The organism is Methylobacterium sp. yr668, assembly GCF_900116245.1.
GTDB lineage: Bacteria > Pseudomonadota > Alphaproteobacteria > Rhizobiales > Beijerinckiaceae > Methylobacterium.
In genome coordinates this window covers 20282-43916 of sequence record NZ_FOZY01000024.1, presented here as the reverse complement: position 1 = coordinate 43916, position 23635 = coordinate 20282, and the positions used below count along the sequence as shown (strand labels likewise).

The 23635-nt window shown below is 71.7% G+C and carries 24 protein-coding genes; 15 read left to right on the top strand and 9 right to left on the bottom strand.

The genetic code is table 11. The features are described 5' to 3' along the window. The first annotated feature begins 12 nt into the window (after positions 1 to 12). Together BM419_RS23565 and BM419_RS23560 are read left to right on the top strand one after the other, a co-directional pair. The gene (locus BM419_RS23565; RefSeq protein WP_020096506.1) at positions 13 to 285 is read left to right on the top strand and encodes a circadian clock KaiB family protein; all 273 of its coding nucleotides are present in this window, start codon (positions 13 to 15) and stop codon (positions 283 to 285) included. Beyond that, complete coding sequence (locus BM419_RS23560) at positions 285 to 2036, top strand: ATP-binding protein (RefSeq protein ID WP_091927823.1); 1752 nt, start codon at positions 285 to 287, stop codon at positions 2034 to 2036. The genes BM419_RS23565 and BM419_RS23560 overlap by 1 nt, the downstream gene beginning before the upstream one ends. Before the next feature lie 9 nt (positions 2037 to 2045). Here the strand turns inward: BM419_RS23560 and upp are convergent, their stop codons facing one another. Beyond that, entirely contained in the window at positions 2046 to 2681 is a 636-nt protein-coding gene (gene upp / locus BM419_RS23555; protein WP_020096508.1) for a uracil phosphoribosyltransferase, read from the bottom strand. A 477-nt stretch (positions 2682 to 3158) separates the two neighbouring features. On the opposite strand from upp, the gene BM419_RS23550 reads away from it, so the two are divergent. Beyond that, positions 3159 to 4850 (top strand): methyl-accepting chemotaxis protein, encoded by a 1692-nt coding sequence (locus BM419_RS23550; protein WP_091927822.1) that lies wholly within the window; start codon positions 3159 to 3161, stop codon positions 4848 to 4850. A 62-nt stretch (positions 4851 to 4912) separates the two neighbouring features. Here the strand turns inward: BM419_RS23550 and BM419_RS23545 are convergent, their stop codons facing one another. Together BM419_RS23545 and BM419_RS23540 are read right to left on the bottom strand one after the other, a co-directional pair. Beyond that, positions 4913 to 5374 carry a DUF2852 domain-containing protein gene (locus BM419_RS23545; protein WP_091927821.1) on the bottom strand — a complete coding sequence of 154 codons (462 nt, stop codon included), beginning with the start codon at positions 5372 to 5374 and terminating at the stop codon, positions 4913 to 4915. A 57-nt stretch (positions 5375 to 5431) separates the two neighbouring features. After that, on the bottom strand, positions 5432 to 6109 hold the full coding sequence (locus tag BM419_RS23540; protein ID WP_091927820.1) for a TetR/AcrR family transcriptional regulator: 678 nt from the start codon (positions 6107 to 6109) through the stop codon (positions 5432 to 5434). Between the two features lie 223 nt (positions 6110 to 6332). Here BM419_RS23540 and BM419_RS23535 point away from each other — a divergent pair, with 223 nt between their 5' ends. The 3 genes from BM419_RS23535 to BM419_RS23525 all read left to right on the top strand — a co-directional run bounded on the left by BM419_RS23535 (position 6333) and on the right by BM419_RS23525 (position 8456). Continuing rightward, the gene (locus BM419_RS23535) at positions 6333 to 6647 is read left to right on the top strand and encodes a hypothetical protein (RefSeq protein ID WP_091927819.1); all 315 of its coding nucleotides are present in this window, start codon (positions 6333 to 6335) and stop codon (positions 6645 to 6647) included. 124 nt (positions 6648 to 6771) lie between these two features. Then, complete coding sequence (locus BM419_RS23530) at positions 6772 to 7179, top strand: thioredoxin family protein (protein WP_091927818.1); 408 nt, start codon at positions 6772 to 6774, stop codon at positions 7177 to 7179. Positions 7180 to 7328: 149 nt separating this feature from the next. Beyond that, the gene (locus BM419_RS23525; protein WP_348273199.1) at positions 7329 to 8456 is read left to right on the top strand and encodes a glycosyltransferase family 2 protein; all 1128 of its coding nucleotides are present in this window, start codon (positions 7329 to 7331) and stop codon (positions 8454 to 8456) included. A 5-nt stretch (positions 8457 to 8461) separates the two neighbouring features. Here the strand turns inward: BM419_RS23525 and BM419_RS23520 are convergent, their stop codons facing one another. After that, a complete protein-coding gene (locus BM419_RS23520; protein WP_091927816.1) occupies positions 8462 to 9403 on the bottom strand; it encodes a helix-turn-helix domain-containing protein in 942 nt (313 codons plus the stop codon). A gap of 122 nt (positions 9404 to 9525) precedes the next feature. Next, positions 9526 to 10302 (bottom strand): zinc-ribbon domain-containing protein, encoded by a 777-nt coding sequence (locus tag BM419_RS23515; protein WP_091927848.1) that lies wholly within the window; start codon positions 10300 to 10302, stop codon positions 9526 to 9528. A 181-nt stretch (positions 10303 to 10483) separates the two neighbouring features. Between BM419_RS23515 and ftsE the strand changes: the two genes are divergently transcribed. The 3 genes from ftsE (at position 10484) to BM419_RS23500 (ending at position 13069) form a co-directional block, all read left to right on the top strand. Continuing rightward, complete coding sequence (gene ftsE, locus BM419_RS23510) at positions 10484 to 11176, top strand: cell division ATP-binding protein FtsE (RefSeq protein ID WP_020093599.1); 693 nt, start codon at positions 10484 to 10486, stop codon at positions 11174 to 11176. Further along, entirely contained in the window at positions 11173 to 12141 is a 969-nt protein-coding gene (locus tag BM419_RS23505) for a cell division protein FtsX (RefSeq protein ID WP_020093598.1), read from the top strand. Before ftsE ends, BM419_RS23505 begins: the two co-directional genes overlap by 4 nt. A gap of 151 nt (positions 12142 to 12292) precedes the next feature. Continuing rightward, positions 12293 to 13069 (top strand): YdcF family protein, encoded by a 777-nt coding sequence (locus BM419_RS23500; RefSeq protein WP_091927815.1) that lies wholly within the window; start codon positions 12293 to 12295, stop codon positions 13067 to 13069. A 26-nt stretch (positions 13070 to 13095) separates the two neighbouring features. On the opposite strand, the gene BM419_RS23495 is transcribed toward BM419_RS23500, so the two are convergent. The 3 genes from BM419_RS23495 to BM419_RS23485 form a co-directional block, all read right to left on the bottom strand. Then, positions 13096 to 13422, bottom strand: coding sequence for a hypothetical protein (locus BM419_RS23495; protein WP_020093596.1), 327 nt, complete (start codon positions 13420 to 13422; stop codon positions 13096 to 13098). Further along, positions 13422 to 13889 carry a PTS IIA-like nitrogen regulatory protein PtsN gene (gene ptsN / locus BM419_RS23490; protein WP_020093595.1) on the bottom strand — a complete coding sequence of 156 codons (468 nt, stop codon included), beginning with the start codon at positions 13887 to 13889 and terminating at the stop codon, positions 13422 to 13424. The genes BM419_RS23495 and ptsN overlap by 1 nt, the downstream gene beginning before the upstream one ends. Positions 13890 to 14033: 144 nt before the next feature. Continuing rightward, on the bottom strand, positions 14034 to 14627 hold the full coding sequence (locus tag BM419_RS23485; protein ID WP_026605000.1) for a ribosome hibernation promotion factor: 594 nt from the start codon (positions 14625 to 14627) through the stop codon (positions 14034 to 14036). 167 nt (positions 14628 to 14794) lie between these two features. Here BM419_RS23485 and BM419_RS23480 point away from each other — a divergent pair, with 167 nt between their 5' ends. From BM419_RS23480 to BM419_RS32555, 3 genes are all read left to right on the top strand, one after another. Beyond that, entirely contained in the window at positions 14795 to 16363 is a 1569-nt protein-coding gene (locus BM419_RS23480; protein ID WP_091683340.1) for a glucan biosynthesis protein D, read from the top strand. Positions 16364 to 16415: 52 nt separating this feature from the next. Continuing rightward, positions 16416 to 18575 carry a glucans biosynthesis glucosyltransferase MdoH gene (gene mdoH / locus BM419_RS23475; RefSeq protein ID WP_175556357.1) on the top strand — a complete coding sequence of 720 codons (2160 nt, stop codon included), beginning with the start codon at positions 16416 to 16418 and terminating at the stop codon, positions 18573 to 18575. A 185-nt stretch (positions 18576 to 18760) separates the two neighbouring features. Next, positions 18761 to 18928: a hypothetical protein gene (locus BM419_RS32555; protein ID WP_020093591.1), complete on the top strand. Its 168-nt coding sequence runs from the start codon at positions 18761 to 18763 to the stop codon at positions 18926 to 18928. Between the two features lie 23 nt (positions 18929 to 18951). Here BM419_RS32555 and BM419_RS23470 read toward each other — a convergent pair whose 3' ends face one another. Beyond that, positions 18952 to 19152 carry a hypothetical protein gene (locus BM419_RS23470; protein ID WP_020093590.1) on the bottom strand — a complete coding sequence of 67 codons (201 nt, stop codon included), beginning with the start codon at positions 19150 to 19152 and terminating at the stop codon, positions 18952 to 18954. Between the two features lie 547 nt (positions 19153 to 19699). Between BM419_RS23470 and BM419_RS33295 the strand changes: the two genes are divergently transcribed. The 3 genes from BM419_RS33295 (at position 19700) to BM419_RS23455 (ending at position 23612) form a co-directional block, all read left to right on the top strand. After that, positions 19700 to 19822 carry a hypothetical protein gene (locus tag BM419_RS33295; protein ID WP_280141587.1) on the top strand — a complete coding sequence of 41 codons (123 nt, stop codon included), beginning with the start codon at positions 19700 to 19702 and terminating at the stop codon, positions 19820 to 19822. Between the two features lie 76 nt (positions 19823 to 19898). Then, on the top strand, positions 19899 to 22211 hold the full coding sequence (locus BM419_RS23460; RefSeq protein ID WP_091927813.1) for a Tex family protein: 2313 nt from the start codon (positions 19899 to 19901) through the stop codon (positions 22209 to 22211). Between the two features lie 189 nt (positions 22212 to 22400). Then, positions 22401 to 23612 carry an ATP-grasp domain-containing protein gene (locus BM419_RS23455; protein ID WP_091927812.1) on the top strand — a complete coding sequence of 404 codons (1212 nt, stop codon included), beginning with the start codon at positions 22401 to 22403 and terminating at the stop codon, positions 23610 to 23612. Positions 23613 to 23635 lie beyond the last annotated feature (23 nt).

The following is a 23635-nucleotide window of genomic DNA, read 5'->3' as shown; positions in this document are numbered from 1 at the left end:
GAGCACGTCCGGTTGCGGCTGTTCGTGGCCGGAACCGCGTCGCGCTCGCTGCGCGCGGTCGAAGTGCTGCGCCGCATCTGCGAGGCCCACTTCCCGGGCCGCTACGAGCTGGAGATCGTCGACATCTATCAGCAGCCCGACCTTGCCGAGCGCGACGGGATCCTCGCCGCACCCACGCTCCTGAGACTGGCGCCGGGGCCGGAACGGCGCCTCTCGGGCGACCTCTTGGACGAGGGCCGCGTGCTGCGCAGTCTCGAGATCGCGTCCGCCGCGGAGCCGCTCTGATGGGTGTGGACGCTCTGCTGCCCGGCGACGAGCCCGGGCTCGACGCCTATCGCGCCCATATCCGCGAGCTCGAGGCGCGGCTGGAGGAGAGCGAGGAGACCCTCGCGGCCATCCGCCGGGGCGATTTCGACGCCGTCGTGGTGGAGGGCCCGAACCATGAGCGCCTCGTCTACACGCTCGAGAACGCGGACCTGCCCTACCGGGCGCTGATCGAGCAGATGCAGGAAGGCGCGTTCACGTTGGCGCTGGACGGGACGCTGCTCTACTGCAATCGGCGGCTGGCCGAGATGCTCGGCGAGCCGCAGGAGCGCCTGACCGGCCGCACGCTCCAGGGTTTCGTCCACGCGGATGTCGACCTCGGGCGCCTGATCCGGCACGCGATGGACGGGCCCGTCCGCGAGGAGATCGCGCTGCACGCGGCGGGATCGGAGAGCGCGACCTTCCTGTCGCTCAGCCGCTTCGCCTGCCAGGGCGATCAGCCGCTCCTCTGCGGGATCCTCACGGATCTGACCGAGCAGCGACGCAATATGCAGGCGTTGGCGGAGGCCCATGCCAAACTCCAGTCCGAGAGCGCCGAGCGCGAGCGCGTGGAGGAGGCGCTGCGGCAGTCGCAGAAGCTCGAGGCGGTGGGGCAGCTGACCGGCGGCGTCGCCCACGACTTCAACAACCTGCTGACGGTGATCAAATCCTCCACCGACCTGCTCAAGCGCCCGGACCTGCCGGAGGAGCGCCGTCGCCGTTACGTCGAGGCCATCTCCGACACGGTCGACCGCGCCGCCAAGCTGACCGGCCAGCTCCTGGCCTTCGCGCGCCGTCAGGCCCTCCGGCCCGAGGTTTTCGAGGTGGGCGCCTCGCTGCGGGCCGTGGCGGAGATGCTGGATTCGGTCACCGGAGCGCGCATCAGCGTTCTGGCCGAGATCCCCGCCACCCCCTGCTACATCCGCGCCGACCTCAGCCAGTTCGAGACCGCGCTGATCAACATGGCGGTGAACGCCCGCGACGCGATGGGCGGTGAGGGCACCCTCACCCTGAAGCTATCCGGCGACCGGCCGATGCCGGCGATCCGCGGTCACGCGGGGTCGCGCAGCACCTTCGCGGCGGTGTCGCTGTCCGACACCGGCATCGGCATTCCGGCCGACGTGCTGCCGCGCATCTTCGAGCCGTTCTTCACCACCAAGGACATCGGCAAGGGCACCGGGCTCGGGCTGTCCCAGGTCTTCGGCTTCGCCAAGCAGTCCGGGGGCGACGTCGACGTGTCCAGCAGCCCGGGCCACGGCACGACCTTCACGCTCTACCTGCCGCAGGCGGAGCACGCGCCGGACATGTCCGTCACGCCGCGGAGCGAGGAGAGCGGGCTCGACGGCGCCAGCCTCTGCGTGCTGGTGGTCGAGGACAACATCGAGGTCGGCCGCTTCGCCACGCAGATCCTGGAAGATCTCGGGCACAAGACCGTCTGGGCGACCAATGCCGAGGAGGCGCTCGTCGAGATCGAGAGGATCCCCTTCCGCTTCGACGCCGTCTTCTCCGACGTCGTGATGCCCGGCATGGGCGGTATCGCGCTGGCCCGCGAGCTGCAGCGGCGCCTGCCCGACCTGCCGGTGGTCCTCACCTCCGGCTACAGCCACGTGCTGGCGCAGGAGGGCGTCCACGGCTTCGACCTGATCCAGAAGCCCTATTCGGTGGATCAGCTCTCGCAGACCCTCCGCAAGGTCGTCGGCAAGGGCCGCGCCGGAGCCCGGCGGCGGCGCTGAGGCCGGCTCCTAGCGGGTGCCGTACATCCGGTCGCCGGCGTCGCCGAGGCCCGGGACGATGTAGCCGTGGTCGTTCAGGTGGCTGTCGATCGCCGCGGTCCAGACCGGCACGTCCGGATGGGCGGCCTGGAACTTGGCGAGGCCCTCCGGCGCCGCCAGCAGGCAGACGAAGCGGAGGTCGGAGGCGCCCCGGGCCTTGAGGCGGTCGAGGGCCGCGATCGCCGAGTTGGCGGTCGCCAGCATCGGATCCAGCACCAGCACCGTCCGGTCGGCCAGATCGGACGGCGCCTTGAAGTAGTACTCCACGGCTTCCAGCGTCTCGGGATCCCGGTAGAGCCCGATATGCGCGACGCGGGCCGACGGGACCAGCGACAGCATGCCGTCGAGAAAGCCCACTCCGGCGCGGAGGATCGGCGCGAGCACCAGCTTCTTGCCCTGGATCTGCTGCCCCTGCATCGGCTGGAGGGGCGTCTCGATGGTGACGGGCTCCAGCGGGAGGTCACGGGTCACCTCGTAGGCCAGCAGCATCCCGATCTCGTTGAGGATCTGCCGGAAGCCCTTGGTCGAGCGGTTCTTGTCCCGCAGATGGGTCAGCTTGTGCTGCACCAGCGGGTGATCGACCACGGTGACCCGAGCCGTCGACATGCCCCGAACCCTCCCCTTGCGGTTGAGGAGCAATGCAGGAGCGAAGGCCGGGGTGCAACTCGTCCCGGTGATCCCGGCGGAAGGCCGGATCGACGGAGCTGCGTGAGGACTCGGGTAGGCATCGCGGCCGGGCGCGGAATCCTCTCGGAAGGATGGGGGCTCGGTCGGCGCGGACCGTCGCGTGCGGGTCCGGCACAAGCGTCACTTGTATCGTCGCCGTCAACGCTTTCGTCTGGATAAGAGAGTTTTTCGGCCGAAGCAGATACCCGAACTTGCGCGACGGTTGACCTTTATCTGATATAATAATGTAGCTTTGCTCGGTAAATTATCGGTTCTGGAGTATTATTATAAGTAAAAATCGTTCTATGATGTTTCTAAGGCGCGAGTTGCGCGAGATCCTGAAGTGGCTAGATGCAGTCGCCTGCGTCGGACCGCCCGATGCGACCGTCCCGCACTCGGATCTGGCCGAGGATCGTCATGCGCGTATCCATTCCACTCAAAGCAATCCTGGCCCTTCTCTTCGCGGGACTTGCCCTGATCTCCGCGGCGCAGGGCGGTCTATCCCTCCGTCAGCTGGCCGGGATCGGGCAGGCTGCGACGGCGCTGGCCAGGGACTGGGTGCCCTCCCTCGAGAAGGTCGGCGCGATCGAAGTGGCGGCCTCCGAGGTGCGCATCAAGCAGTACCGGCTCATCCTGCTGTCGGATACGCCGGAGCACCGGGACGCCAATGAGGCCGCCCTGGCGAACACGCACGCGCGGCTGCGCGACGCGCGCCGGGCTTACGAACCGCTGATCACCACCGCCGAGGAGCGGCGGCACTACGACGCGTTCGGCGCGTCCTGGACCCGATTCGCGGAGGTGGATCGGGACGTGCGGCGCCTCGTGGAGGCGGGGCGGCAGACGGAGGCGACCGCGCTGCTGATCCGGCCCGACGTCGTGGCACTGTACGACGGTGCCCGGGCGGCCCTGGCCCGTCTGGCGGACCACGACGAGAAAGCGGCGCAGCAGGACGCGGACGCAGCGATGATCCGGGTCGAGGCCGCGTCCGCCGCGGCCGTCGCCAGCATCGGCCTCGCGCTGGTGTCCGCCCTGGCGGCGGCGATCTTCGGCCTGCTCTACATCTCGCGGCCGATCGCCGCGATGACCGCCGCGATGACCCGGCTGGCGCGGGGCGACGCCGGCACCGAGGTCCCGTTCCGGCACCGTCGCGACGAGATCGGCGCCATGGCGGCGGCCGTGCAGGTGTTCAAGGACAACCTGATCCGGACCCGGCAGCTCGAGGCCGAGGCCGAGGCGGCGCGGCAGGACGCGGAGCGTCAGCGCGGCCTCGCGATGCGGCAGGTCGCCGACCGGTTCGCCGACGCCGTCGGCGGGATCGTCGCGCAGGTCTCGACGGCGGCCGCCGGCCTGCAGGCCACGGCCCGCGGCATGACGGAGACCGCGGCCGAGACCGCGGGGCAGTCGACCACCGTCGCGGCCGCGGCCGAGGAGGCGGCCAGCAACGTCGGCACCGTGGCGGCGGCGGCCGAGGAACTCGGCGCCTCCGTGCAGGAGATCGGCCGGCAGGTCGACGGCTCGGCCGGCCTCGCGCGGGCGGCGGTCGCGGAGGCCGACCGGACCGGCGCGCTGGTCCGGGACCTGAGCGAGGCCGTGGCGCGGATCGGCGACGTGGTCGGGCTGATCTCGACCATCGCGGGTCAGACCAACCTCCTGGCGCTCAACGCCACGATCGAGGCGGCGCGCGCGGGCGCGGCCGGCCGCGGCTTCGCGGTGGTGGCCACGGAGGTGAAGGCGCTGGCCGAGCAGACCGCCCGGGCCACGGAAGAGATCGCGGGCCAGATCGGGCGGGTGCAGGCCTCGACCGGGCAGGCCGTCGCGGCGATCGGGACGATCACGGCCCGGATCCGGGACATCGACGGCGTGGCGACGACGATCGCGGCGGCGGTGGAGCAGCAGGGCGCGGCGACCCACGAGATCGTCCGCAACGTCGGTCAGGCCGCGGCCGGCACCGGCGAGGTGACCCGCAGCATCGTCAGCGTCGCTGGGGCCGTCGAGAAGACCGGTCAGGCCGCCGGGCAGGTTCTGGCCGAGGCGTCGCGGCTCTCGGAGCAGTCCGAGCACCTGAACGGCGAGGTGGCGCGGTTCCTCGATCGCGTCCGCGCGGCCTGAGACGGCACGCGGTGTTCAGGGGGTGCGTCCGGGCCGATGGGCCCGGACGCCGCGTCGCAGAATCAGACCGCGCGGCCGCCACCCTCGGTCCGGCGCTTGGCCATGAACGCGTCGAACTGCTCGCGGTCGCGGGCGCGCTTCAGCTCCTCCACGAAGTCCGAGAAGGCGCGGCTCTCTTCCTCGAGGGCGCGGCGCTGCGCCTCGAGGCGGTCGAGCTCGGCCCGGCGGTACTCGTCGAAGGCGGCGTTCCCGCTGCCGCCGCGGCGGTTCGCGGCCTCGAAAGCGCGGGCGAAGCGCGACGCGGGGCGCCCGCCCTCGAACCCCGACACCGTCCGGCGCGCGGCGTCCCGCATCTCGGCGAAGGCCGGGTAGCCCGCGAATTTCCAGGCCACGAGCGCGAGGCCGATCGGCCACCAGTAGATGAAGCCCACCACGATCGCGCCGATCTCCAGCGACCGACGCGGGAACGGGCCGGACCGGCAGAGCCTGCCGGTCGCCCAGGAAGAGGAGGATTGAGAGGTCACGGCTGTGCTCCGCTGTTCATGTGAACGCGGTTAACATGCGGGTCCGGCGGGGGCCTTTCAAGGCCGCCCACCGCCGCCGTCGCGCTCGCCGGGGCGCCCCGCCCCGTGGACCAGGGCGAGGACTCCGGCCCGCAGCAACTCGTACTTGTCGGGGAAGCCGGGGCCGCGCGGCAGATGGCCGGCGGCCGAGAGGGTGGCGAGGCCGTGCGCGAGGGCCCAGACCTCCAGGGCGATGAAGCGGGGCGCCACGCCCCCGAACCCGTCCGCGAAGGTCGCCTGCAGCGCTTCCACCAGCAGGTCGAAGGGACTCGGCCGCGCCTCCGCACCGGGGGTGCCGGGCGGCGAGTCGGGATCGGCCTCGCCGGCGGGTGCCCCGCGGGTCTCGAAGATCGCCGCGTAGTAGGCCGGCTCCTCCTCGGCGAAGGCGAGATAGGTCTCACCCATCCGGGTGAACCGCTCCAGCGGCGTCCCGCGCGACGTCAGGGCCCGCGCCAGACGCGCGGCGAGCTCCGCGAAGCCGCGCCCGGCCAGCTCCTCCAGAAGCGCCTCGCGGCCCCGGAAATGGCGGTACAAGGCGGCCGGCGTCACGCCGACGAGCCGCGCCGCGTCGACCAGGGTGAAGCCGCCGATCCCGCGCTCGGCGATGAACCGGCGCGCGGCCTCCAGCAGGGCCTCCTTCAGGTTGCCGTGATGGTAGCTCCGCCGGTCGTCCGGCCCGTCCCGCCAGGGTCGCAAGATCTCACATCCTTCGCGCGCCTATTACACCACACCGGACCTCTACGCCCCTGTCGAGTCCGAAGACCAACGCAGTCGGTTTTTCCGAGGTCGGCCTCTACATGACCGGTGAACACGACGGTTGTTTCAGGCGCATGGGGCGACGCTTGACCGCCCCCGGAAAACTGTAACAGTGTTACACATCCGCAACCGGGCTTCCACGGCAGGACAACGAGCATCGCGCATGGCTTTCGTGAGCCTTAAGGCGTGGCGAACCCGCTCGGCGGAGCGCGCCGCGATCGCGGCGCGCCTGAAGCAGGATCTGCGGACGGCCCTCGGCCTCGGAGAAGCCGACACGCTGGCGGTCAACGAGATCGCCTGCGCCGATCCGGGCTGCCCCGACATGGAGACGATCGTGCTGGTGATGCGCGCCGGCGCGCCCACGCGGGCCCTGAAGATCCGGCGCCCGATCGACGCGGTGGATCCCGACGACATCGCGGCGCTCGTGGCGGAGGACCGGTCGTCCGACGCGTCGCCGTCCGGCGTCTCGACAATGTGATCCGGCGCGGGGGCTTTCCGTCTTTGGGGCGCACCGGTCACAGGGACGGGGCCGGGCGCGCGACGTAGCATCCCGCCAACAGCAGCGCCCCCGCGCCGACGGGGTCGCGGGAGAATCGCACGCCATGAAGAGCCGCCGTCACGTCCTCGCGCTCGTCGGCCTCGCCCTCGCCGGCCCGGCCCTGCTCGGGGTCCCGACCGCTGCCCTGGCGGGCGAGACCCGCCCGTTCTCGGACGCGGCCTTCGACGCCGCGCAGAAGGGCGGGAAGCCGGTGCTGATCGCGGTCAGCGCCCCGTGGTGCCCGATCTGCCGGACGCAGAAGCCGATCCTCGCGAAACTCGCGGCCGAGCCGCGTTTCAAGGATCTCCAGATCTTCGACATCGACTTCGACAGCCAGAAGGAGCTGCTGCGCCGCCTGAACGTGCGGATGCAGAGCACGCTGATCGCCTACAAGGGCGCGACCGAGGTCGGCCGCTCGGTCGGCGAGACCCAGCCGGAATGGATCGAGGGCCTCGTCGAGAAGACCCTCTGACCGACGGCGCGTCGCCGGATCTCCCCGGTCCGGTCCCGTTCAGGGAAGCTCCGGCATAAGCCCGATCCAGACCCGCACGACGGGTCCGGCGGAGATGATCACCGGTGTCGAGCCCCCCTTTGTCAGACGTCCCGGGTCCCGATGCGATCGTGGCGGTGCCCGTGCGCAACGAGGAGGAGCGGATCGCCGCGTGCCTGCGGGCGATCGACGCCCAGGAGGGTGCTGAATCGGGGCGCGTCGGGCTCGTGCTGTTCCTGAACAACTGCACGGACGGCACCGAGGCCCTCGTCACCGCGCTGGTGCCGACGCTGTCGATCCCGGTCCGGGTGTCCGTCGAGAATTTTTCCGGCGCCCATGCCGGATGGGCCCGGCGCCGGGCCATGGACGCCGCCGCCGCCTGGCTGGGTGATGCGGGGAATGCGGGGATCATCCTGTCGACCGACGCCGACAGCCGGGTCCCGCCCAACTGGGTGGCGCGCAATCGCGCGGCGATCGAGGCCGGGGCCGACGCTGTGGCCGGCCGGGTCGAGCTCGACGCGGCGGAGGCGGCGCTGCTGCCGCCCTCGCTCCCCGCCCGCGGCCGGCTGGAGGACACCTACGACGCCCTGATCACCGAGGCCGAGGCGCGGATCGATCCCGATCCGAACGACCCCTGGCCCTGCCACCGGACCGCGATCGGCGCGACCCTCGCGGTGACCCGCAGCGCGTACCTCGCCGTCGGCGGCATGCCCGAGATCCCGCTCGGCGAGGACGGCGCCTTCATCGCCCGGCTGCTGGAACACGGGCTGCGGGTCCGGCACGCCACCGACGTCTGCGTGACCATCTCGGCCCGCCTCGCCGGGCGCGCGCCGGGCGGCGTGGCGGACACGATCCGCTCCCGCTGCGAGGAGCCCGACGCGCTCTGCGATGCCCGGATGGAGACCTTCCCGCGCGCCGTGCGGCGCTACCTCTGGCGGCGGCGATTCCGCCAGATGCACGGGCGCGGAGCGCTCGCGCGCAGCGACGGCTGGGCGCGGGCGATCGGCATCGTTCCGCCGGAGGCGCGGCGCATCGCGTCCCTCCCGCTGGGTCAGGCCATCGCGGAGGCGGAGCGCGCCAGCCCGCGCCTCGCCTACCGCCCGATCGGCCCGCGCCAGCTGCCCGGGCAGATCCGGATCGCGCGGGTCGGCGTCGTCGCGATCCGCCTCGGCCTGGGGCTCATCGGCGTGGCGCAGCGGCTCGCGGGCGCGGTCGCGCCCGGGCGGACGGTCTCCGACCCGCGCGGCAGCCGCATCTGACTCCGTCAGGGGCGGCGTTCCAGCACGTCCCGAGGCGCCACGCCGAACCGGCGGCGGAAGGCGCGGCTGAAGGTGGCCGCGTCGGTGAAGCCGCAGCTCGTCATCACCGACCCGATCCGCGTGCCGCCGCGGAGCCGCTTGTAGGCCCGGTCGAGCCGGGCGTCGCGGATCTTCGCCGCCACGCCCTCGTCGCCGGTGAAAGCCGCGTAGAGGCGGCTTCGCGAGACCCGCAGAGCCGTCGGCAGCGATTCCGGCCCGAAGGCGGGATCGTGCAGTCGGCGCTCGATATGGGCGAGGGCCAGGGCCCGCACGGCGTCCCCGGACAGCTCGTCGCCGGCCGTCTCGCCTTGGCGGTCGGCCAGGGCGCGCAGCAGGTGCAGGACGCCCTCGAGGGCGATGCCGGCTTCCGCCTCCGACATACCGCCGACCGTCTCGGAGAACGACCGCAGATAGGTCGCGAACAGGCCACTGAGCGGCGTTGCGCGGAGACCGCGCCCGGCGAAGGCGTGCACGCTGCCGACCTGGCTCACGAAGGCGGCGCGCGGCACCTGGAGGCGGATCTCCTCGTAGGAATCGCGGCTGCCGATCGCGAAGGGCTGGTCCATGGCATGGACTGCGATGTCGCCGGCGCCCAGCACGGCGCCGCTGTTGCCCTGCTCGATGTAGCCGCTGCCCTGGACGAGGAGCACGATCGCGATGTCGTCGCGCCCGTCCTGGCGCACGTGCTGCGTCGTGCGCTCGACCCCGATCGGTTCGCTCAGGGTGTGCAGGATCGCGCCGTGACGGGTGATCGCGAGCCGGCGGCCCGCCGCGAACGGGATGTCGGGGGCCAGCGGCGTCGCGTCGACGCGCGCCAGTGCCGTGCTGCGCCAGTAGTCGAAGGCGCGCTTCTGATCGACCGAGTCGGTCGTCTCGACGACGATGGGAACGGTTTCGCGAACACTCAAGGCACGGCGATCCCATGCGCCGACGTCGGCCGACGCTCACGCCCGCAACGGGAACGCCGTCGAGAAGGTTGCCGATCCGCGGGAGAGGCGCAACCTGAGCTAATTGCCGGCGCGGACCCGCCTCACCGATCCGCCGCCGCCACCCGAGGGTCGGAGCGGGTCGCGGACGCGTCGGCGAAACGCAGCACCACCGTGCGCCCAGCGGCCGGCGGCGACGGCAGGCTCGCGCGGAATCGTGCGGTCTCGGTCGCGGCGAGGATCGTCCGCGGCGGCGCGACCGTGAAGGTCTTGATCGTCCGACCGCCGGCGTCGCGGATCTCGACGCTCAGCGGCGCGACGGGCGCGTCCGAGCGCGCGACGCCGACGAGGTCGCCCTCGACGACGAGTTCCGCGGGACTGTCGTCCTCGGCCGGGTTGTTGAAGGCGACGACGTCGCGGATCTCAATCCCGCGCACGTTCACCGGCAGGCCGATGCGCGCGAACAGGGAGGCGGTCTGCGGGACGGCCCGGACCACGCTGGTTCGGGCGAGGCAGACGAGCGGGATCGCCGCCAGGAGCGTCAGGCCGAGAGCCAGAGACGGTGTCAGACCCGGGATCGCGCGGCGCGCCTTCCCGGCGGCCTTTCCGGCGGACTTGCGCTTGGCGGACCGTCGGGATTCGGGCGCCGGAACGTCGGTGGCATTCCGCACCGAGGCGGTCGCCTCCTCCCAGGCCGCGTCCGCGAGGGGATCGTTCTCGGCCTGCGCGGCGAGCTCCGCCTCGTGGCCGGCGAGGACGTCGGCGGGCGAGATGAACCACGTCTCGCGGCAGGCGGCACAGCGGACCGAACGGCCCTCCATGCCGACCTTGCTGGCGTCGATGCGATATTCGCTCGCGCAGCTCGGGCAGGCGATCAGCATCCGCGCCATACTCGCATCGATCGGCCGCGACCGGGCCAGACTGTGAATTGCTTGAAGAAGTGTGCCCGAACAGGGTTAAGGGGCCGTGAAATCCCCGAGGCCTTGAAAACGCCCGCCGCTCCGGCGATTCCCGAGGGACGGACAGACGAGATACGGCACGGCTTTGAACCTACAGGCGAGCATGAAGAGCCTGCTGCCCGGCGCGGAGCGGCCGGTGGTGCAGTTCGAGAATGTCGGCATGCGCTACGGCCTCGGGCCGGAGGTGCTGTCCGACGTGAGCTTCCGCATCGCGCCGCGCTCCTTCCAGTTCCTGACCGGCCCGTCCGGCGCCGGGAAGACGACGCTGCTGCGCCTGATCCTTCTGTCGGTGCGGCCGACCCGCGGGCTCGTCTCGATCTTCGGCGAGGAGGTGAGCGACATCTCCGCGAAGGCGCTGACCGGGCTCCGGCGCCGGATGGGCGTGGTGTTCCAGGATTTCCGGCTCCTCGACCACCTGACCACCTACGAGAACGTCGCCCTGCCCCTGCGCGTCCAGGGCCGGGCCGAGGCCAGCTACCGGGCCGAGGTGGTGGAACTGCTGCGCTGGGTCGGCCTCGGCGAACGCATGCACGCCCTGCCCCCGCTGCTCTCGGGCGGCGAGAAGCAGCGCGCGGCCATCGCCCGCGCGCTGATCGCGCGGCCCGACCTGCTGCTCGCGGACGAGCCGACCGGCAACGTCGATCCGGGCCTCGGGCGGCGGCTGCTGCGCCTGTTCCTGGAGCTGAACAAGCTCGGGACCTCGGTCATCATCGCCACCCACGATTTCGGCATCATGGACGCCGTCGATGCCCGCCGGATGGTCCTGGGCGAAGGCCGGCTGCGGATCGAGGAATGAGCACTCAGGCGATGCCGCGGACGAAGGCCGGTGGATCGGCCGTGCCGCCCGACCCGTCGATGCCGGCCAACCTGCGCCGCAACGCGCCGCTGGTGCCCACCGACACGGCGGCGGGGCGCTCCCTCGCGGCGGTCATCGCGATCCTCACATTCCTCGCCGGCCTCTGCGCGGGCGCGGCCGAGATGGTCGCGACCAACGCCGCCCAGTGGCAGGGCGACGTGGCGCGGGAGGTCACGATCCAGGTCCGGCCCGGTCCCGGCCGCGACGTCGACGCCGACGTCGCGCGCGCCGACGGCATCGCCAAGGCCGAACCCGGGATCGCGGAGACGCGGGTGTTCAGCAAGGCCGAGGCTGAGCGCCTGCTCGAGCCGTGGCTCGGGACCGGGCTCGACCTGTCTGACCTGCCGGTGCCGCGGCTCATCGCCCTCAAGCTCTCCAGCAGCCAGGCGGCCGACCTGAAGCGGCTGCGATCACGCCTCGTCGAGGCGCTGCCGGGCGTCGCCAGCCTCGACGACCACGCCCTATGGCTGCAGCGGCTCTCGACCGCCGCCAACGCCTTCGTCGGGATCGGGATCGGGCTCGTGCTGCTCGTCCTGATCGCCACCGGCCTCGCGGTGACCTTCGCGACACGCGGCGCCATGGCGAGCAACCGCGAGGTGGTGGAAGTGCTGCATTTCGTCGGCGCCGACGACGACTACATCGCCCGCGCGTTCCAGCGGCGGTTCTTCGGCCTGGGCCTGCGCGGCGGCGCGATCGGCGCCGGTCTGGCCCTCGTGGCCTTCGTGATCGCCGGGCTCCTCGCCCGGGCCGCGCGCTCCGGACCGGCCGGTCAGGAGGTCGAGGCGCTGTTCGGCGCGTTCCATATCGGCCTGCGCGGCTACGCCAGCGTGATCCTGATCGGCGTGATCGCGTCCCTCGTCACGGGCGTCGTCTCGCGCGTGACCGTGCGGCGCTTCCTGGCCTGATCCCTGCTGCGTCACGAAGACGTGGAAATAGGGGGTCTTCCGAGCGCGTTTACCATCTGGAAACTTTATCGTTGCGGTGTGGAAACAGCCGACCGCGCCGGCCTCCGAGCCGCCGCAATCGGCGCCGATTCTCCGGAGGATGACCACGCGTATGCTGCGCGCATCGGATCCGCCCTCGACCGACGCCGTCGGCTGGGCCTGGCACGAGTGGGGTCTCCCGCGCCGCGCCACCGCACGCCCGCGCGACCGGCGGCGGATCGCGCTCTGGACCTGCGGCCTCGGCGCCGGGCTCGGGATGCTGGCCCTGTTCGCGGGCTTTCTCGTGTTCGTCGGCGCGCTCGCCCGCCAGGAGCGGACGCCGACCGACCGGGCCGACGGGATCGTCGCGCTGACCGGCGGTGCCCAGCGGATCGGCGACGCGATCGACCTGCTCGCGGGCGGCTACGGGCGGCGCCTGCTCATCACCGGGGTCAACGAGCGGACCAGCCGCGACGAGATCGCCCGGCTGAACCCGACCCAGCGCGCCCTGATCGCCTGCTGCGTGGATCTCGACTACCGGGCGCGCAACACGATCGGGAACGCCATCGAGACGCGCCGCTGGATGCGCGCGCACCGATTCAGCACCGTCGCAGTCGTGACCTCGAACTACCACATGCCGCGGACGCTGGTCGAACTCGACCACGCCCTCCAGGACAGCGACCGCGTCCTGCCGCATCCGGTCGTGAGCGAGGCCTTCGATGCCGATCGCTGGTGGAAGAACCCGCCGGCCGCGCGCCTCCTGGCCTCCGAATACATGAAGTTCTTGGTCAGCTGGGTCCGCACGCGCTTCGAGGCCGATCCCGAACGCTCCCGCGCGGCGATCCTGATCGGGCGCGGCAAGCCGGTGAAGATGGTGGCCGAGCCGCTCATGCTCCGCGGCGTGGATTGAGGGCGCGGCGCGGGCCACGCCCGCCCCTACAGCCCCTTGCAGCGGGCCTTGATCGCGGCCGAGAACTCGCGGTCCGACCCCTGGACCTGGGCGAGGCGCTCGCCGCGCTCCGAACCGGACAGGCAGCGACCGTAGACGCTCGCCACGCGGCGCATCGTCTCCACGTGGCGCCGCCAGACGCGGCAGTTCTTGGCGTCGTCCCCGTCCGCCTGCTCGAGCTGCTCGAGGGCCTGGCGCTGCATCGACTGCGCCACCAGGACGTCGCGCGCGCAGGTGGTCTCGCCCTGGGCGGCGGCGCCGGAGATGCCGGCCGCGAGGGTCAGGGCGGCGGCCGTTCGGAAGCTCTGGATCATCACGCGGCCTGCGGTGCCGTCGAGCGCGTCAGGAGCGCGTAGAGCGCGCCGGCGTCCCGGGCGGCGCGGATATGCGCGAGCATGCCCGGCTCGCGCAGGATGCGGGCGACCTGCGCCAGGGCCTTCAGGTGATCGGCGCCGGCGCCCTCGGGCGCGAGCAGCAGGAAGGCGATGTCCACGGGCTGGCCGTCGAGCGCCTCGAAGTCCACCGGCCGGTCGAAGCGCGCGAACAGCCCGAAGAGACGGTCGAGACCGGGCAGCTTGCCGTGCGGGATCGCCACGCCGTCGCCGATGCCGGTCGACCCGAGCCGCTCGCGCTGGAGCAGCGTGTCGAAGACGGGGCGCTCACCGAGGGCGGGCAGGCGCCGCGCCGCCTGCGCGGCGAGGTCCTGCAGCACCTGCTTCTTGGCGCGGGCGCGCAGGGCCGGCACGACCGAGTCGGGGTCGAGGAATTCCAGAACTGGCATCGAACGACCGTTGCCCCGTCGCCCGTTCGCGAGGAAGCGGGCCTCGTCGCAGGGGCATCGACGACCGTTCCGGCCGCGCCCCCACCAGATTCAATAAGCGGGGAAACCAGCCGGTTCCGGCTCCGTTCCTCCCGACCCGCGGCGTCACTCGGTGGCGTTCGGCGGGTCCACCCAGCCGATCGCTCCGTCGCTCCGCCGATATACGACGTTGACGCGGCCGGTGCCAGCGTGGACGAACACAACCACTGGGGATCCCGTCATGTCGAGGGCCGTCACCGCCTCGCCGATGGTGCGGCGCTGGAGAGTCTTGGTGCTCTCGGCGACGATCGGCGGGTGGGCGTCGCCTTCGGCGGCGTCGTCCTCCTCCACCTCCGGGGCGGCGAACACCGCGTAGGCGGCCTCGACCGCCGCGTCGTCCCCCGGGCCCGTCGCGTGCTGCTTCAGCTTGTGCTTGTAGCGCCGCAGACGGGTCTCCAGGCGCTCCGCGGTCTGCTCGAAGCTCGACCGCGCGTCGTGCGCGAAGCCGTTGGCCTCGATCGTCAGGCCGGAGACGAGGTGCAGGACGCAATCCGTCCGGAAGGCTGTGCCGTCGCGCCGGAGCGTGACGTGGCCGTTGCAGGAATCGTGCATGTGCGAGTCGAGATACTTCGCCTGGATCGCCGACATCCGTTCCTCGACGCGGCCGCGCAGACTCTCGCCGAGATCCACGCCGTGGCCAGTCACTCGCAACGATCCCATGCTGCCTCCCCCGTTCCGATGCAGTCGGCCGAATTAGAGAGCCGGCTCGGGTTAAGTCAACGGAGCCCCTTGCGGTTCAAGCGCTTGCTTAACGCTGGGTTCAGCCGGCCTGTCCGTATACACGGGGCCTCCCGCACCTTGCCTTGCGACGTGAGACGACCGCCTGCATGATGATCGACCCCGGATTCTCCGCCACCGCGACACGCCGCGCCGTCCTGGGGGGCGCGCTCGGCGCTGCCGCTGGCCTGCTCCCGGCAGCCGCGCGGGCGGCCGACCCGGAGAAGGCCCCGGCCCTGCCCGGCGCTGGCGAGGCATTCGCGGCGGGCACGCTGACCGACCTCGCCCGCGCCCGGGCCGCCGCCCCCTACGCCGCCCCGAAGACCGGCGACGTGCCGACGGTTCTCAAGAACCTCTCCCGCGAGGCCTACGAGGCGATCCGTCCCGCGGAGGGCCGCGCGGTCTGGGCCGACCGGAATGCCGGCTACGTTCTGGAGCCGCTGCTGCGCGGCTCGATCTTCGAGACGCCGGTGTCGCTGTTCGTCGTGGAGAACGGCGTGGTGCAGCCGGTCGGGTACGACAAGTCCGCCATCGCGGCGCCGGGCCTCGACCTGCCCGACCTGACCGCCGACACCGCCTTCTCGGGCTTCCGCCTGCGCGCCCGCTTCGACGGTGCCGACGGGCTGTCGAACTTCGCCCTGTTCCAGGGCGCCTCGTTCTTCCGCCTCGTCGCCGAGGGCCAGGATTTCGGCATCAACGCCCGGGCGCTCGCCCTGCGGCCGGCGGATTCCCGCGGCGAGGAATTCCCGCTGTTCCGGGCCCTGTTCGTCGAGGCGCCGCGGGCGGGCCAGCCGGTCATCGTCCACGCCCTCGCGGAATCGGAATCGGCGACCGCGGCCTTCAAGATCACGTTGACGCCGGGCCGCGACGTCTCCACGGCGCAGATCGACGGGACGGTCTTCGCCCGCGCCGAACTCGACCATATCGGTCTCGGCGGCATGCAGGGCAGCTACCTGTTCGGGCCCCTCGACCGGAACCGCGTGGACGACCTGCGCGCCGCGGCCTTCTCGGTGGAGGGCCTGGCGATCCACAACGGCTACGGCGAGCCGATCTGGCGCCCGGTTCACAATCCCGAGGCGCTGCAGGTCTCGGCCTTCGTGGATCGCGGGCCCAAGGGCTTCGGCCTCATGCAGCGCGCCCGCGCCTACGACGATTTCGAGGACGACCGGCGCCACTGGGAGCAGCGACCGTCCCTCTGGCTGGAGCCCCTCGACGACTGGAACGAGGGCGCGGTCACGCTGCTGGAGATCCCGAGCGATTCCGAGCTCAACGAGAACGTCTTCGCCTACTGGCGGCCCAAGGCGAAGCTCGCGAAGGGCGCGGAGATGCGCTTCCAGTGCCGGCAGCACTGGTCCAAGGGCTGGCCGGACCCGCTGCCGCCGGAGATCGCCCGGGTGCGCGACAGCCGCTGCGGCCACGGCAGCACGGGGAACCGCCGGCTCTTCGCCGTCGATTTCGAGGGCGACGCGCTGTTCCAGCCCGGCGACATCGACGTCGACCTCGGCGCCTCGGCCGGGACGATCACGCGCCAGGAACGGTTTCGGTACCCCGATCGTAAGACGCTGCGGATCCTGTTCGAGCTCGATCCGGGGAGCGAGCGCGCGAGCGAGCTGCGTCTCGCGCTCCGGCGCGGCCAGGCCCGGGCCAGCGAGACCTGGCTGTTTCGCTGGACACCCTGAACCCCGACCCGATTGCTGAGGAACGGCCTCCCCCGTGCGACTGGACGAGACCATGATGTTGCCGCCAGCGACGGACGCCGGTTCCGGGCGCGAGACCGTGACCGACGGCGGCCGTTATCTGCCGCCCGAGGCTCCCCTGTCGATGCCCGTCCAGGATCTGGCGCGCTGGGATCCGGGGCTCGGTCACCGGCCGGAGCGCCGGGTCCGGACGCCCTGGCCTGAGCGGATCCTGGTGTTCGGCGGCGCCCTGGCGCTCACGGCCTTCGGCGGCTGGCAGATGGTCGAGACCGTGTCGGTCTCCGGCAGCCCGACCGCCCTCCAGCTCGTGCTGGTCGTCCTGTTCTGCCTGACCTTCTCGTGGATCGCCCTGGCCTTCACCAGCGCGGTGCTCGGCTTCGCGACGCTGCTGCGCCGGCCCCGGCCGACGCCGAACCCGGCCGCGCTGCGCACGCGGACCGCGGTCCTGATGCCCGTCTACAACGAGGCGACGGCCCGCACCTTCGCGGGCATCGAGGCCATGCGCGAGGCGGTCGAGGCGACCGGGCTGGGCGATCATTTCGACTGGTTCGTCCTGTCGGACTCCACCCAGCCCGATGCCTGGATCGCCGAGGAGCGGGCCTATCTCGACCTGCGCGGCCGGCTCGGCCCCGAGGCCCGGCTCTACTACCGGCACCGGCCGAAGAACCATCACCGCAAGGCCGGGAACATCGGCGATTTCGTCACCCGCTGGGGCGGGCGCTACGACCATATGCTCGTGCTGGACGCCGACAGCCTGATGAGCGGATCTGCCGTCGTGGCGCTCGCGGCCGCCATGGAGGCGGACCCGGACGCCGGGATCATCCAGACGCTGCCGCTGATCATCAACCGCAACACCCTGTTCGCCCGGCTCCAGCAATTCGCGGCCCGGATCTACGGCCCGGTGATCGCCGCCGGCCTCGCCGCGTGGTCGGGCCGGGACGGCAACTACTGGGGTCACAACGCGATCATCCGGACCCGCGCCTTCGCGGATTCCTGCGGCCTGCCGGACCTGCCCGGGAAGCCGCCCTTCGGCGGACACATCCTGTCCCACGACTTCGTCGAGGCGGCCCTGATCCGCCGGGCGGGCTGGGCGGTGTACATGCTCCATCGCCTGCCAGGCTCGTACGAGGAGAGCCCGCCCTCGCTGATCGACGTGGCGGTGCGCGACCGGCGCTGGGCGCAGGGCAATCTCCAGCACGCGCGGGTGATCGGCGCCGCCGGGCTGCATCCCGCCACGCGGCAGCACTTCGCCACCGGCATCGCCGGCTACCTCGCCTCACCGCTGTGGCTGCTGCAGCTGGTGGTCGGCATCCTGCTGGTACTCCAGACGGCTACGGAGCGGCCGGACTATTTCGGCGGCGCCGGCTTCTCGCCGGTCTTCCCGCGCTTCGATCCGGTCCGCGCGCTCCAGCTGTTCGGCCTCACCATGGCGGTGCTGCTGGCACCCAAGTTCCTCGGCCTGATCCTGGCGCTGCTGGACGGTCCGGTGCGGCGCGCCTGCGGCGGCGCCGGACGGCTCGTCCTGTCGAGCCTCGTCGAGATCCTGCTGTCCGCCCTGGTGGCGCCGGTGGCGATGGTGATCCAGTCGGGCTCCGTGATGGGCATCCTGCTCGGACGGGACACGGGATGGAACCCGCAGCGGCGGGACGACGGCTCGATCCCGCTGCGCGACATCGTCGTCCGTCACCGCTGGCACACGCTGCTGGGGCTGGTGGCGGGCGTCGCCGCCTTCGCGATCGCCACCTCGCTGTTCCTCTGGATGAGTCCGACGATCCTGGGTCTCGTTCTGGCGATCCCGATCTCCTGGGCGAGCGGCCAGCTCGGGCTCGGCCTGGCGCTCAAGCGACGCCTGCTCCTCGCCACGCCGGAAGAGGCCACCCCGCCGGAGATCGCGGTTCGCGCCGCGTCCCTCGCGGCCCGCAACGCGGAGCGTGGGTTCGACGAGACGGATGCCCTCGCGGCCCTCCACGCCGATCCCGACCTCGCGCGTGACCACACGCGGATGCTGCCCCTCGGACAGCGGCGGCCCCGGGGCGCGATCGATCCGGACCAGACCCTGGCCACCGCCAAGGTCTGCGAGGCCGAGACGGTGGCGGAGGCGCAGGCGTGGCTCTCGCCGAAGGAGCGGATGGCGCTCCTGCACGACCGGGCCCTGGTCGACCGTCTCGTCCGCCTCGACGCGCGCGAACGGTGATCGCGGTCCGTCCGCCCGCCGAGTGACGGGTCGCGGCGCGCGCCCGAGATCGCTCAGCGCGGCTCGCGAAGACGTGTCGGTGCGCCCCGATCGTGAGGTCCACCGAGGCCGCCAGCCGGACCGAGCCGTGAGAAGTGATTAACCATTCGGGTCCTAGATTCGCGCATCGTCATTCGGATCCGGTCATGACCCTCCTGTTCGTGTTCCTGCTCCTACCGCTCGCGGTGGCCATCGTCCTGGCCCGCGGCGAGCCGATCCGCACCATCAGCTGCCTCGGCGCGATGGGCGTTGGCTGCGTCATCGCCGCCACGAGTCTCGTGAGCCTCGTGCGCCACCGGATCCGGACGACCTGACACCGGACCGGAGCAAGCTACCGTCAGAGGAACCCGACCTGACGCGGGCCGCCGCCCAGGCTGCGCCCCGCACGGGAGACGAGCTGGGAGAAGGCCAGGGCCGCCGCCGTGGCCTGGGCGCGGGACGGGAAGCTGCGTCGCGATTCGAGAACGGGCTCGTCAGTCTCGTTGACGAGAACCCAGGACCACAGCGATCGGCTACGCTCTCGTATCTCGAATTGCACGGGCGCCTCCCTGTCCGGGACATGCGAAGCGAAAGACTTGCATCCGCGGGTGACATCCGGATGACGTTGTTTCGCGACCGTCAAGGCGCGCCGGCCGCCACGAACTTCCGCTGAAGACTATCGTCTTCGTGGACGGAGCGCGGGGAGATCGATGGTTCAGCATCGTGCCAGCTATCCATCGAGATCTGACCCGAACAATCGGGTGCGAAATCCGTGCCAGGTTGAGCGGACAGCCGGCCAGCTATCCCCAGGAACTGCGCTGGCCCCGTGACGGCCGCCTCGACATCCGCGCTGCCGACGCCGCGACGGGCCTGCGACGTGCGGACTTGACTGGATTGTCTGGATCTCGATGCTCTGACCCGTTGCGGGCGGGGTCGAGGGCATTCTGGCGGCAGCACCCGGTGGCGCTGCGAGGCGGATCGACGTGATGGCAGATCACAGCAGAGTCCCGAACGAACGGTCGCGTCGCCTTCTCGGCGATCTGGCCGAGACTCTCGGATGTTCGGTCGACGTCTTCTTCGATCCGGACCCGCACGACGACCGTGCGATGACCGAAGAATTGCTGACCCTGTGGTTCTCGATCAAGGATCCCGATGCCCGGCACCGCATCCTGGATTGTGCCCGGGCCGTGAAGGCCGAGGCCGGGGCGGACGCGCAGCCGCGCCCCTGACCGGCGCCTTGTTTCCGACGGCTTGGCGCTCCACCCAGGCAGCCCGTCCGTCGCCGCGACTCCAGTCGGAGAACCCATGAAATCCGTGAACGCTCTGATCGCCGAGGAACTCGGTGTCGGGGAGGTGCAGGTCGCGGCCACCGTGGCGCTCCTCGACGGCGGCGCGACCGTGCCGTTCATCGCGCGCTACCGGAAGGAGAATACGGGCGGCCTCGACGACACGCAGCTGCGCAGGCTGGAGGAGCGCCTGTCCTACCTGCGCGATCTCAACGAGCGGCGCGCCGCGATCGTCGCGAGCATCACGGCCCAGGGAAAGATGTCCCCGCCCCTGGCGGCGGCCCTCGACGCCGCCGACACGAAGGCGCGGCTGGAGGACCTGTACCTGCCCTTCCGCCCCAAGCGGCGCTCGAAGGCGCAATCCGCCCGCGAAGCCGGCCTCGAACCGCTGGCCCAGGCCCTGCTGAGCCGTCCCGACCGCGCGCCCGAAGCGGTCGCGACCGCTTACGTGTCAGACGCGCGCGGCGTGCCGGACACCGAGGCCGCGCTGGAGGGCGCCCGCGCCATCCTGATCGAGCGCTTCGGCGAGGATGCCGACCTCGTGGGGCGCCTGCGGGCGGATTACTGGCGGACCGGCCAGCTCGTCTCGCAGGTGCGCAAGGGCAAGGCGAACGAGGGGGCAAAGTTCTCGGACTACTTCGACTGGAGCGAGCGGCTGGAGCGCATGCCCTCGCACCGGATCCTGGCGATCTTCCGCGGTGAGCGGGAAGAGGTCCTCGACGTCGGCTTCGCCGCGGAGGGGGAGGAGTCGGCGCCGGGCCTTCCCGGGCCCTTCGAGATGGCGATCTGCCGCCGCTTCGAGATCGCGGCGCGGGGGCGTCCCGGCGATGCCTGGCTCCTCGACACGGTGCGCACGGCCTGGCGAACGAAGATCCGGGCCGGGATCAAGCAGGACCTGCGCGGCCGGCTGTTCGAGCGGGCCGAGGACGAGGCCGTGTCGGTCTTCGCCGGGAACCTCAAGGACCTGCTCCTCGCCGCTCCGGCGGGCGGCCGGGCGACGATGGGGCTCGATCCGGGCTACCGGAACGGCGTGAAGGTCGCGGTAGCTGATCGGACCGGGCGGGTCGTCGCGGTGGAGACGACCTACCCGCACGAGCCGCAGCGGCGCTGGCGGGAGGCCGTCGCGACGCTCGGCCGGCTCTGCCGGCTGCACGGCGTGGAGCTTCTCGCCGTCGGCAACGGCACCGCGTCGCGCGAGACCGAGCGCCTCGCCGCGGAGATCATCGCGGCGAACCCGGACCTGCCGCTGGCGAAGGTCGTGGTCTCCGAGGCCGGCGCCTCGATCTACTCGGCCTCCGAGATCGCCGCCAAGGAGTTGCCCGACCTCGACGTGTCCCATCGCGGCGCCGCGTCGATCGCCCGGCGCCTCCAGGATCCCCTGGCGGAACTGGTCAAGATCGACCCCAAGTCGATCGGCGTCGGGCAGTACCAGCACGACGTGAGCGAGGCGAAGCTGTCGCGGTCGCTCTCGGCGGTGGTAGAGGACGCGGTCAACGCGGTCGGGGTGGACGTCAACACCGCCTCCCCGGCCCTGTTGGCGCAGGTCTCAGGCCTCGGCGGCGCGATGGCGGCGCGGATCGTCGCCCACCGCGACGCCCAGGGCCCGTTCCGCACGCGGGCGGCGCTCAAGAAGGTCCCAGGGCTCGGCCCGAAGACCTACGAGCTGGCCGCCGGCTTCCTCCGCATCCAGGGCGGTGACGACCCGCTCGACGGGTCTGGAGTCCACCCGGAAGCCTATCCGGTGGTCCGCCGCATCCTTCAGGCGACGAAGAGCGACATCCACGTCCTGCTCGGCAACGCCGCCCTCCTCGGCCGCCTCGCGCCGGAGCCCTTCGTCGACGCGCGCTTCGGCCTGCCGACCGTGCGCGACATCATCGCCGAGCTCGAGAAGCCGGGGCGGGACCCGCGGCCGGAATTCAAGACGGCGCGCTTCCAGGAGGGCGTCGAGAGGATCGGGGACCTGAAGCCCGGGATGCAGCTCGAGGGTGTCGTCACCAACGTCGCGGCCTTCGGGGCCTTCGTGGATATCGGCGTCCACCAGGACGGGCTCGTCCACATCTCGGCGATGGCCCGGCGGCGGATCGCGTCGCCCACCGAGGTCGTCCGGATCGGCGAGGTCGTCCGGGTGCTGGTCCTCAGCGTCGACGTCCCGCGCAAGCGCATCGCGCTGTCGCTGCGGCTCGACGATCCCGTCGAGCCGGGCCAGCAGACCCGGAGGACGGCCGAGCCGCGGCAGGACGCGCCGCGAAGCCGACCGAGCCCGGGTCCGGCGCCCGGCGGGGCGCTGGCCGACGCCCTCCGGCGCGCGGGCGCCGCGCCGCGGCGCGAGTGAGGCACGCCTGACGTGCGCGCACGGCCACCGCGTCGCGGCCGGGACTTCCGACGGTGAGCCGAGAACATGGTTAGCGCTTCGTAAACCTCCGTGCGGTCAGAGTGCGTTCGTCGTGCCGCGGAGCGCGATTCGAAACACCTGATCGCGGTTCCGGGATCGCTGCGGCGACCCCACGGCTCGGAGGCTCTGATGCAAGCGCACGTTGCGGGGATCGACAACCCGAACCCGATGATCGGCCCGGCCCGCCTGATCCGGGCGGCCTTCGAAGGCGCCGACATGGCCGCCCTGGCCGCCGAGATCCTCGCCGAGGGCGGCGACTCCGCCCTCGACGCCGGGACGGCGCTGGACATGGCGACGATCCTGCTGCTGAAGCACCGCTTCACCGAGGGGCTCGCGCTCCAGAGAGAGGTGCTGGACGGACAGCGGGTCTTCTCGCTGCGCTCGAACCCGGATCAGGCGCGGATCCGCGTCCTCGTCCTGGTCACGGCCGGCGACCTGATGGCCAACACGCCGATCGACTTCCTGCTGAACGACGGCGATTTCGGCCTCACCTACCTCTATCTCCGCCCCGGCGAGCCGATCCCGCACGACCTGCCGGCGCACGACGTCATCGTCACGGGCATCGCCTACGCGCGGACCGCCGAGCCGCTCCTGGAAGCCCTCGCGGCGGCGGCGGACCGGTGGGCGCGGCCGATCGTCAATCACCCGCGCCACGTCCTCAAGACGTCCCGCCACGGGATCGCGGACGCGCTCCGCGGGGCGGATGGGATCCTGGCGCCGGAGGTCGTCCGCGTGAGCCGCTCCATCCTGAGCGCCGCGGCGTCCCGCAGAGCCGAGGGCCCGACCTACCCGCTCCTCGTGCGCCCTCTGGACACGCACGCCGGCAACGACCTCCAGAAGATCGACCGGTCGGAGGACCTGCATCTCTACCTCGCGCAGACGGAGGCCGAGGCGTTCTACGTCACGCAGTTCTGCGATTACCGCGGTCCCGACGGCCTCTATCGGAAATTGCGCATCGTACTGATCGACGGTGTGCCCTACCTCTGCCACATGGCCATCCGCGATCACTGGATGATCCACTACCTCAACGCCGGCATGCTGGAGGATCCGGTGAAGCGGCAGGTCGAGGCTGCCGCCATGGCCACGTTCGACACCGACTTCGCCGAGCGCCACCGCGCCGCGTTCGCCGAGATCCACCGCAGGATCGGCCTCGATTACCTGATCATCGACTGCGCCGAGAGCGCGGACGGCCGGCTGCTGGTCTTCGAGGCCGATACCGGGATGGTCGTCCACGACATGGATTCGGCGGAGCTGTTTCCCTACAAGGCTCCGCAGATGCGCCGAGTCTTCGCCGCGTTCCAGGACGCGCTGCGGGGGCGGGCTCGGGGGCGGACCGCCTAGGTCGGCCGCCTCGGCAAGGGAGG

What these genes read in the sequence shown, in the direction of transcription:
- BM419_RS23530 (WP_091927818.1), top strand. Translation starts at nt 6,772, where the DNA reads ATGAAGAGCCGCCGTCACGTCCTCGCGCTCGTCGGCCTCGCCCTCGCC.
- BM419_RS23480 (WP_091683340.1), top strand. Translation starts at nt 14,795, where the DNA reads ATGATGATCGACCCCGGATTCTCCGCCACCGCGACACGCCGCGCCGTC.
- BM419_RS23495 (WP_020093596.1), bottom strand. Translation starts at nt 13,422, where the DNA reads ATGATCCAGAGCTTCCGAACGGCCGCCGCCCTGACCCTCGCGGCCGGC.
- ptsN (WP_020093595.1), bottom strand. Translation starts at nt 13,889, where the DNA reads ATGCCAGTTCTGGAATTCCTCGACCCCGACTCGGTCGTGCCGGCCCTG.
- mdoH (WP_175556357.1), top strand. Translation starts at nt 16,416, where the DNA reads ATGATGTTGCCGCCAGCGACGGACGCCGGTTCCGGGCGCGAGACCGTG.
- BM419_RS23550 (WP_091927822.1), top strand. Translation starts at nt 3,159, where the DNA reads ATGCGCGTATCCATTCCACTCAAAGCAATCCTGGCCCTTCTCTTCGCG.
- upp (WP_020096508.1), bottom strand. Translation starts at nt 2,681, where the DNA reads ATGTCGACGGCTCGGGTCACCGTGGTCGATCACCCGCTGGTGCAGCAC.
- BM419_RS23535 (WP_091927819.1), top strand. Translation starts at nt 6,333, where the DNA reads ATGGCTTTCGTGAGCCTTAAGGCGTGGCGAACCCGCTCGGCGGAGCGC.
- BM419_RS23455 (WP_091927812.1), top strand. Translation starts at nt 22,401, where the DNA reads ATGCAAGCGCACGTTGCGGGGATCGACAACCCGAACCCGATGATCGGC.
- BM419_RS23485 (WP_026605000.1), bottom strand. Translation starts at nt 14,627, where the DNA reads ATGGGATCGTTGCGAGTGACTGGCCACGGCGTGGATCTCGGCGAGAGT.
- BM419_RS23560 (WP_091927823.1), top strand. Translation starts at nt 285, where the DNA reads ATGGGTGTGGACGCTCTGCTGCCCGGCGACGAGCCCGGGCTCGACGCC.
- BM419_RS32555 (WP_020093591.1), top strand. Translation starts at nt 18,761, where the DNA reads ATGACCCTCCTGTTCGTGTTCCTGCTCCTACCGCTCGCGGTGGCCATC.
- BM419_RS23515 (WP_091927848.1), bottom strand. Translation starts at nt 10,302, where the DNA reads ATGCTGATCGCCTGCCCGAGCTGCGCGAGCGAATATCGCATCGACGCC.
- BM419_RS23460 (WP_091927813.1), top strand. Translation starts at nt 19,899, where the DNA reads ATGAAATCCGTGAACGCTCTGATCGCCGAGGAACTCGGTGTCGGGGAG.
- BM419_RS33295 (WP_280141587.1), top strand. Translation starts at nt 19,700, where the DNA reads ATGACCGAAGAATTGCTGACCCTGTGGTTCTCGATCAAGGATCCCGAT.
- BM419_RS23505 (WP_020093598.1), top strand. Translation starts at nt 11,173, where the DNA reads ATGAGCACTCAGGCGATGCCGCGGACGAAGGCCGGTGGATCGGCCGTG.
- ftsE (WP_020093599.1), top strand. Translation starts at nt 10,484, where the DNA reads ATGAAGAGCCTGCTGCCCGGCGCGGAGCGGCCGGTGGTGCAGTTCGAG.
- BM419_RS23500 (WP_091927815.1), top strand. Translation starts at nt 12,293, where the DNA reads ATGCTGCGCGCATCGGATCCGCCCTCGACCGACGCCGTCGGCTGGGCC.